Annotated in this window: 10 protein-coding genes; 5 read left to right on the top strand and 5 right to left on the bottom strand. The window is 40.7% G+C overall.

Features of this window, described 5'->3' with window-relative positions; all coding sequences use genetic code 11:
* Positions 1-310: 310 nt before the first annotated feature.
* The 3 genes from D0T84_RS18075 to D0T84_RS18085 are packed head-to-tail and all read right to left on the bottom strand — an operon-like array spanning position 311 to position 1,771.
* On the bottom strand, positions 311-760 hold the full coding sequence (locus D0T84_RS18075) for a nucleoside deaminase (RefSeq protein ID WP_163309271.1): 450 nt from the start codon (positions 758-760) through the stop codon (positions 311-313).
* A 32-nt stretch (positions 761-792) separates the two neighbouring features.
* Positions 793-1,392 (bottom strand): ribosome biogenesis GTP-binding protein YihA/YsxC, encoded by a 600-nt coding sequence (yihA, locus tag D0T84_RS18080; RefSeq protein ID WP_163309262.1) that lies wholly within the window; start codon positions 1,390-1,392, stop codon positions 793-795.
* A 16-nt stretch (positions 1,393-1,408) separates the two neighbouring features.
* Positions 1,409-1,771, bottom strand: coding sequence for an MmcQ/YjbR family DNA-binding protein (locus tag D0T84_RS18085; RefSeq protein ID WP_163309263.1), 363 nt, complete (start codon positions 1,769-1,771; stop codon positions 1,409-1,411).
* A 125-nt stretch (positions 1,772-1,896) separates the two neighbouring features.
* On the opposite strand from D0T84_RS18085, the gene D0T84_RS18090 reads away from it, so the two are divergent.
* Genes D0T84_RS18090 through D0T84_RS18100 form a run of 3 tightly spaced genes read left to right on the top strand, consistent with a single transcriptional unit; the run spans position 1,897 to position 3,117 of the window.
* Positions 1,897-2,313: a hypothetical protein gene (locus D0T84_RS18090; RefSeq protein WP_163309264.1), complete on the top strand. Its 417-nt coding sequence runs from the start codon at positions 1,897-1,899 to the stop codon at positions 2,311-2,313.
* Positions 2,314-2,317: 4 nt separating this feature from the next.
* On the top strand, positions 2,318-2,635 hold the full coding sequence (locus tag D0T84_RS18095; RefSeq protein ID WP_163309265.1) for a hypothetical protein: 318 nt from the start codon (positions 2,318-2,320) through the stop codon (positions 2,633-2,635).
* Entirely contained in the window at positions 2,632-3,117 is a 486-nt protein-coding gene (locus D0T84_RS18100; protein WP_163309266.1) for a GNAT family N-acetyltransferase, read from the top strand. Before D0T84_RS18095 ends, D0T84_RS18100 begins: the two co-directional genes overlap by 4 nt.
* Here the strand turns inward: D0T84_RS18100 and D0T84_RS18105 are convergent.
* Together D0T84_RS18105 and rbfA are read right to left on the bottom strand one after the other, a co-directional pair.
* Entirely contained in the window at positions 3,112-4,332 is a 1,221-nt protein-coding gene (locus D0T84_RS18105; protein ID WP_163309267.1) for an FtsX-like permease family protein, read from the bottom strand. The two genes, D0T84_RS18100 and D0T84_RS18105, sit on opposite strands and share 6 nt — an antisense overlap.
* A 2-nt stretch (positions 4,333-4,334) precedes the next feature.
* Positions 4,335-4,691: a 30S ribosome-binding factor RbfA gene (gene rbfA, locus D0T84_RS18110; RefSeq protein ID WP_163309268.1), complete on the bottom strand. Its 357-nt coding sequence runs from the start codon at positions 4,689-4,691 to the stop codon at positions 4,335-4,337.
* Between the two features lie 789 nt (positions 4,692-5,480).
* On the opposite strand from rbfA, the gene D0T84_RS18115 reads away from it, so the two are divergent.
* Both D0T84_RS18115 and D0T84_RS18120 read left to right on the top strand, forming a co-directional pair.
* Entirely contained in the window at positions 5,481-7,262 is a 1,782-nt protein-coding gene (locus D0T84_RS18115) for a biotin/lipoyl-containing protein (RefSeq protein ID WP_163309269.1), read from the top strand.
* A 389-nt stretch (positions 7,263-7,651) separates the two neighbouring features.
* Complete coding sequence (locus D0T84_RS18120; RefSeq protein WP_163309270.1) at positions 7,652-8,764, top strand: TDP-N-acetylfucosamine:lipid II N-acetylfucosaminyltransferase; 1,113 nt, start codon at positions 7,652-7,654, stop codon at positions 8,762-8,764.
* Positions 8,765-8,988 lie beyond the last annotated feature (224 nt).

Raw genomic sequence — 8,988 nt, forward strand, 5'->3', positions numbered from 1 at the left:
ATTTATGCGAATCAAGGGTCAAATGTGCTATTTTTTGTCCCTTTAGGGACTGAATGTTGGTAGAAAGAAGCTTTAACCGGTTAATTGCGTGCCGTCAGGTACGCAATATCTACAGAACAATTCACATTTTGTACCTGACGGCACAAAAAAAACGAATTTCATTCATGTTTCTACCAATATGATGTGCCTAACGGCACATTTAACCCTTGATTCGCATTATATAAGACAATATACTTTTCGGTTTATACTCATCCGACAGACATTTTTTTAAGAAAAAGCAAAATATCCGGAAATAACATTGAGACTATGCCTAATACTTGGTCTTATCGTCTTTTTCGTCCCATAAGCGAAATGCTTCCAATGCCTCTTTTTGCATCATATTGATGGACGGGATCGCCCTGTCTTCTGGTTTCAGGTCAATCTGGTCATAGATAAAAGAGTCGTCGAACCCGATATTCTTCGCGTCAGTTTTCGTACAGCCGTAATATATCTTATCAATGTGCGCCCAGTAAATAGCAGACAGGCACATCGGGCATGGTTCACAGGAGGTGTATATTTCGCAGCCTGAAAGGTCGAATGTTTTCAGCTTTTTGCATGCCTTGCGTATGGTCGTTACTTCGGCATGGGCTGTAGGGTCGTTGTGGAGTGTAACACAATTGTATCCCTGAGCGACTACTACCCCGTCTTTTACTATAACGGCTCCGAACGGGCCTCCTCCTTTTTCCACACTTTTCTTTGCCCACTCAATAGCCTTCTGCATATATATGGAAATCTCCGGTTGCTTTTTCATACTTATTTCAGGTCTTTATTTATCTGTTCTATATAACTTAGTATTTCTTCCCCGCCTATCCGCTGTTCGGAAGAGGTATAGAATATAGTTGGAAGTTCTTCCCATGTCTCACGCAGCTTGTTCATATAGATATCTGCATTCTCTCTCAGACGGACTTTGCCTATTTTATCTGTCTTGGTAAATACAATGGCGAAAGGTACGCCTTCTTCGCCCAGCCAGTTGATAAAATCGAGGTCGATCTTCTGTGGCTCATGGCGGCAATCCAATAGTAAAAAGAGGCATGTCAGTTCAGCCCTGTTCAGTATATAATTATCTATGATCTTCCGTATCTGTTCCCTGCCCTCTTTTCCGCGCTGGGCGTAACCATATCCGGGAAGGTCTACCAGATACCATTCGTCGTTTATTATAAAATGGTTTATCAGTTGGGTCTTTCCGGGTTTGGAGGATGTCATTGCCAAACCTTTCCGGTTGGTAAGCATATTTATCAGGGACGATTTACCTACGTTCGACCGTCCGATAAATGCATATTCGGGTTTCCCATCCTGAGGGCATTTCCTATAGTCGGTATTGCTTATAACAAATTGAGCGTCTTTTATAATCATTTCTTTACTTTTTCGGTTACATACTGCGGTATTCTTCCTGCTTTTTCTTCGATAATCCTTTGATTACTTCATCTACCGAATGAGATATCAATCCTTTAATCAGATCGTCAGGAACGTCACTGCCCAGACAAACGACATTCCATGTGAGAGAAGTGGTATGAATACACCGTTCCACCCCTTGGTATTTTTCACGTAAGGCGGCAGACTTTTCCTCATTACATTTCATGTTTACCTTGAATATCCCATCTTTAGGTTCAAGGCCTACATAGGCAAACATTTTGCCCATAACCTTAAATACTAAGGTCTTTTCATCGAAAGGAAAACCTTCTGTCGCACCTTTGACTGATATACAATACTCTCTGAGTTCTTCTATATTCATAGAATATTCGGTTAATACTGTTTCATTTTTAAACGGCAGAACAAAAATAGTCTAAAAATATGAATATCTTTGTCTTCTGAACAAAACATCTTACTTGTTGTTCCATCATTTTACACATTCATATTATGGCAAAGAAGGTTATTTTTATTATTCTGACAGTGATTATAGCAGGCCTGCTTATATTCGGGTATATATGGTACTATGTGCCTTACAGCGACTCGGGTGTAAAAGCCGGTATACTGAACAATGTAAAGCATAAGGGTATTATATTTAAGACCTATGAGGGGGAGTTGATACAATCGGGATTCCGCCCGGGACAACAAGGCTTGCAATCGAATGAGTTCCAGTTCTCTGTAGAAGACAAAACATTGGCCGTAAAACTGATGTCGCTTAGCGGACAGAATGTAAAGCTGCACTATAAGGAATATTACGGGGCTTTGCCGTGGCGGGGATATACCAAGTTTATAGTGGACAGCATTGTTGCCACTGAACCGATGCTTCAGAATCAGGCTCAGGAAATACCACCTTATACTGGGGAATAACGTTATGACTGATAACTTATCAGAACTTTTACCGGAAGGATGGTTTGTATCAGAAGTCCAAAAAGCTGCCTCACTTCATAACGAACTACAGAGAGAACTTCCTGATGGTCATCTACTCTATCACGTAGAGGTAAAAGTAATTGCGCACAGGGAAGGGACAGATGATATACTATGTCAGCACAAGGACAATGAAAATCATTATACCGTGGTTCATCTGACATGGTCGATGAAGCAGGAGACAAATAAGGAATTCCCATATATAGAATGTGACGGCAACTTTGACGACTTCCTAAGATATGAAGCTAAATTCTATAACAGATGATAAGAGATGTCACATTAGCCGACGCTAAACGGATAGCTGAGATTTACAACCACTACATTGAGGAAACGATAATAACCTTCGAATATGATACCCTCTCGGAGGAGCAAATACAGGAACGGATCAGGAAAATAACGGCGAAGGGCTTCCCTTACATTGTGTACGAAGAAGACGGCGAGATAACCGACTATGCCTACCTGAGCAACTGGCGCGAACGTGTGGCTTATGACATAACACTGGAAACAAGCGTCTACCTAGACCATAAAGCGATAGGCAACGGTGTGGGCTCCATATTATATCGGGAGCTGATAGAGCGTGCCTGTAAGATAAACATCCATTCGCTGATAGGTGTCGTCTCATTGCCTAACAAAACCAGCCAGAGGCTTCATGAGAAGTTCAATTTCGAACGTGTAGGAAATTTCAGGGAATCGGGCGTCAAGTTCGGCAAGCTGATTGACGTAGAGTTCTGGCAACTGATCCTATAAGCGTTTTCTCAGGTTGTTGACCGGATAAATAACGGCGAGGAATCCGATAATATTCACTGTAATAAAGATAAGGACAATATCCCAAGCCTGCACCGAAACGGGATAGGCGTCGATAACAAAAGCTCCGGGAGTAGAGCCAAGTTTGAGTAGCCCAAAATGTTGCTGTAATAAACAGATTATAAGCCCGATAACAAGCCCCGATATAGCGCCGACAAGCGTTATAAGCCAGCCTTCAAAAAGGAATATCCTCGTAATCAGTTTATTATTAGCGCCTAGGCTTTTCAGTATCCTTACATCCTCATCTTTTTCTATGATGAGCATCGTCAGTGAGCCAACCACATTAAAAACCGCTATGATAAGGATAATGGACAGGATAAGGAAAGTAACCCATTTCTCTACGTTTACCATGCGGTACAGGTCAGCTTGTTGTTCAAACCTGTTTTTGACTACCAGCCCTTCATCGCCAAGTATCGACTTTATCTTGCTATGCACCTTATCTATATCGTAACCGTCTTTTACCTTGATGTCCAAAGATGATATTTCCTTTTCGTATCGCAGCAACTCGCGGGCAAGGTCTATGGATACGATAAACAACTGGTCGTCATATTTCTGTTGGTTAAGCGCAAACACTCCTCTTACAAAAGCTTCGGACTGGGTAAAGGCAGTAGAAGGATTAGCCAGATTGATGCGTTCGTTACGTTTGGGTACATAGAGTTCAACCGGCTCGATGAATCCTGCCCTCACTCCCAAAAACATTGCCAATCCTGCCCCTATTACGCCGTTTTCTACATCGCCCTCCCGCAAGGTAAAGCTACCATCTATAATCAGTCTGTCAATGTTCGCCATTTTTTCAAAACCGGGCGAAACACCTTTCAATACTATAGGTTCCTGCCTGTCGGCAAACTTTATCAGGGCGTTCTCTTCCAGAGACTCGGAAGTAAATGCTATTTCGGGCAACGCCTTCACCTGCTCTATCTTAGTTCCGGTAGGGTCAAACACCTTACCTTTAACTGGGCTGATCTGCAACTCGGGGTCAAAAGCACTAAACGTTCTGGCTACGACATCGGTAAACCCGTTGAAGATAGACAATGCACAAACCAAAGCCATTGTGGCAACAGCTATCCCACAGACCGATATCATAGATATGACATTGATCGCGTTATGCGACTTCTTCGCAAAAAGATAGCGGCGGGCTATGTGCAGCGGCAGGTTCAAGGTTATTCTTCCTTTTTATTGTTATCCGTACCCAGAAGCCTGTCTATATTTTCCAGATAATCCAGCGAATCGTCCAGATAAAAAGCCAGTTCGGGTATTACGCGTAATTGTTTTCCTACCTTTTGCCCCAAGTCGAAGCGCAGGGTCTTTACATTGGTTTTTATATTGGCAAGCAGGTCTTTGGCCTGCTCGGACGGAAATATGCTCAGATACACTTTCGCCAGCCCCAGATCGGGAGTCACACGTACAGTACTTACCGATACAAGTACACCGCGCATCTGCTGCGTTTCTTTTCTGAATATTTCGCTCAACTCTTTTTGTATAAGCCTGTTTATTTTTTGCTGTCTGGTACTATCCATTTTTTATATTTTAGCTTACAAAGGTAGGATTTTTCAGTTAACAGTCAACTGTTAGCAGTCAACAATATATAAAGGAGAAAGTCCTTCCGTTATAACTGCGGATTTTAAACTCGCTATTAGCAATTTTCGGATTATAAATCCGAAAGACGAAAGTAATCCGCAAGGATATTGTTAAAAAGTGACAAAAGTGACTCTTTCCGGTTGTTTTATGTGTTTCCTTTTTTATCCTGCTATTATATCAAAGACCGCCTTATAAGTAATCAGTAAAATTTCCAGATGATAATTTGTAGAAACAAAACAGGCATTTGGTTGCCTGGACGAAAAATGATTTTGTATTACCTGCAAATTGCTATCTGTAAATACCAAAACGAGAGGACTTAAAAAGCAAAAAGACTGCTCACTTTCCTTATTTGTGTGCAAAACAAAAATGGATTGCAGGAAAAGCCGAAACATTACATTTTTTTTATGACAAATTGACAATTTTAATATCGGTTTTGTTTATTTATTCAGATATAAAAAGCTAAATTTGTGAGGCTATTAAGAGATTGATATACAATAAATGAATGTTGTCGTTAAGCAGGGATCGAAGAAGCAGGTTTGCTTGAGTTATGCATTGCGGGAAAACAACTAGTGATATTGAACGTTTTAAATAGTGAGAGCAGAACCGGATTGAAAATTCATGTTATGCCGAGTCTCGCAAAACGACTAATAAAATTGAATTAATAAATTTAGAGCTTGTATAATCTTTGTTTTATACAGTTCTTATCAGTATAATACCTAAATAAAGTTATGGGAAGAGAAATTAAATTCAGCCTCGTTTATCGTGACATGTGGCAATCATCGGGAAAATACCAGCCGCGTGTTGACCAGCTAACACAAGTTGCACCTGTAATTATTGATATGGGTTGTTTTGCCCGTGTTGAAACTAATGGCGGTGCTTTTGAGCAAGTAAACCTGCTCTATGGGGAAAACCCAAATAAAGCAGTTCGTGAATGGACAGCACCTTTCAACAAAGTAGGTATCCAGACACACATGCTTGAGCGCGGACTTAACGCATTGCGTATGTATCCAGTGCCAAAAGACGTGCGCCAGTTGATGTTTAAAGTAAAACATGCACAAGGAACCAATATATCCCGTTCATTCGACGGATTGAACGACCCCCGCAACCTGGAATTATCAGTGAAATATGCTAAAGAAGCAGGTATGATTTCACAGGCTGCCCTTTGTATCACATCTTCTCCTATCCACACTGTAGAGTATTATGTAAACTTTGCTGACAAACTGGTGGAATTCGGAGCTGACGAAATCTGTTTGAAAGATATGGCAGGTGTAGGCCGTCCGGCTTTCTTGGGAAAACTGGTAAAAGCGCTTAAAGACCGCCATCCGAATATACCTATCCAGTATCACGGACATACAGGCCCGGGATTCTCTGTCGCTTCCATGCTTGAAGTAGCGCGTGCCGGAGCCGACTATGTGGATACTGCCATAGAGCCGTTAGCCTGGGGTATGGTACACCCTGACGTTATCACTATACAAGCCATGCTGAAAGACGCGGGATTCTCTGTGCCTGACATCAATATGAACGCCTATATGGAAGCCCGTGCGTTGACTCAGTCATTTATAGACGATTTCTTAGGATACTGGATCGACCCTTCAAACAAAGTGATGAACTCACTGCTTGTAGGTTGTGGCCTGCCGGGAGGTATGATGGGATCGATGATGGCCGACCTCAGAGGTATGCATTCGGCTATCAATATGGCGCTTCGCAACAACGGAAAAGCAGAAGTTACGTTGAACGACCTTGTAGTACAGTTGTTTGAAGAAGTAGAATATATATGGCCTAAACTTGGTTATCCGCCACTGGTAACACCATTCAGCCAGTATGTGAAGAATATCGCCCTGATGAATATCTTCGCTATGGCTCAGGGGCAACCTCGTTTCTCCAATATCGACAAAGACAGCTGGAATATGATTCTGGGCAAGACCGGTACACTTCCGGGCAAACTGGACGATGAAATCGTTGAACTGGCTAAGTCTAAAGGTCTTGAATTCTATACAGGAAATCCTCAGGACGAATATCCTGACGCGCTGGATGAGTACCGTAAAGAAATGGATGCAAACGGCTGGGATTACGGACAGGATGATGAAGAGCTGTTCGAACTGGCTATGCACGACCGCCAATACCGCGACTACAAGTCAGGACTGGCCAAAGAGCGTTTCAATGTAGACCTTGAAAAAGAAAAAGAAAAAGCCGGCGCTCCGATTATCGTTACACGTCAGGTAATTGAAGTTCCTGCATTCGATGCGGAAGCTATTCAGGCTAAATATCCGGATGCAAAACCGGTACAATCTACTGTTACAGGTCAGGTTATCTGGCAGGTGGATGTGGATGATGTATCTACTGCTCCGGTAGTTGGCACACCGGTAAAAGAAGGCGATGTGGTTTGCTTCGTTCAGACCTATTACGGCATTGAAGAAGTGAAAGCACTTGCTTCCGGTAAGATTATCCAGATAGAAACCAAACAGGGTGCTAAAGTACAGAAAAATCAGGTTTTAGCTTATATCGGCTAAAAATCCTTTTCGCATACACAGAAGAGAGCCTTTATACAAAGGCTCTCTTTTTCTTTCTGTTTAGAAACTGTTTAAATTTTATTCGTTCAAATTTTTAGAGATGTTTTAGAGATGTTTATTTACATACGCTTCGCTCCTGTGACCGTTGGTTGAGTTGAGAGAAAGGAAAAAACATCCGAAAACAGACTAAAAATGAACGAAGAAAAAGGTATAATAAAATATTCGTATAAAATTCGTATAAAATTTGAACAGTTTCTTAGCCTTATTATTCTGCAAAAATCCTTACTTTTGCCCCGACTGAACTTAAATTTTCTATTTCGGTAGAATGCTTTATGATGCCCAAATATAAAATTAAGCAAACTATTCAATCTTTAAATAAGCACATCGGTATGATCTTACATTTGGTACACGATGAAAAGATTATCAACAGGACGATAGACCTTTTTGAAAGCGTATTTCCTAAGGATAACCTGTTCGTGGTTTTTACCCGTAAAAAATTCAAGTTTGTACGGGAAGGGGAAAATGTAATCCCTTATCTGGCATTCGAACAGAAAATGAATGATTTAAATATTACATCTGTTGTCATTCATTACATGAACAGCAGGAAAATGAAATTTGTCAGGAAATTCTACCCGAAAGACATACCTGTATATTGGATAATATGGGGAGCGGATTTATACAATAAGCTTTTGGAACCGAAGGGTTTCGAAATGATTGATAAAAATAGTGGCTATTACCGTTCGGGCAGGATTGGCAAATTCTTCTCTATTCCTTACGATAAAATAAGGGAAAAGATAAGGGCAGCGAGGAATATTAAATTTATAAATGAAAGGATCAACTACATTGTAACAGACACTACCGAGAACGACTATGATATGCTGATGGAATATTACCCTCAGTTGAACCATATCCCGTGGCGCGACTTCTTTTATTATCCCATAGATGTAGTGCTTGGCGATGAATTGATAAGCAAATATATTGACGGGAATAATATACAGATAGGTAACTCCGCATCCCACACCAACAATCATGAGTATGCTATGACTATTCTGTCAGGACTGGATATTGCAGGCCGTAAAGTGGTAGTGCCTCTTAGTTATTCAGGAAAAGAAGGCTATATAAAATCTGTTACTGCAAGCGGTAAAAAGCTTTTAAGAGACAATTTTTACCCGCTGACAGACTTCATGCCGCTGGCGGATTACAATCGGTTGTTGACAAGTGTTAGTGTGGCAATTTATGGAAACTGGAGGCAGGAAGCGATAGGCAATATACTTATATCTTTATACTTAGGCGCGAAGGTATTCTTGTCTTACCGCAATCCGGTACTTCGATGGGCAAGAAACCACAATCTGGTTGTATTCGAACTGGAAAGCATAACCCAAAAAGATATTGACGAACCGTTAAGCGCTGATGATATACAACACAACAGGAATATCCTTATGGAATTATATAATAAAAACAGATTATACACATTAATAAAGGACAGTTTTGTAGATAGATAATAAAGAACTCATCTTGACTTTTTAACCACAGAGTCGCACGGAGTTTCACGGAGTATAATAATATTATTTGATTTACAGATAATTATATATTCAACAATAGGGTATAAGCAAATATTTAAAAAAATATTTTTTAGTACATGACAAAAAATCTATTTTACTGACAATCAGCAAAATAGATGGTTGATTTTTTGGATAAGACCTTGATTTTTAGTATCTTGTAAAGA

It is taken from the genome of Dysgonomonas sp. 521 (assembly GCF_010501055.1).
Classification (GTDB): domain Bacteria; phylum Bacteroidota; class Bacteroidia; order Bacteroidales; family Dysgonomonadaceae; genus Dysgonomonas.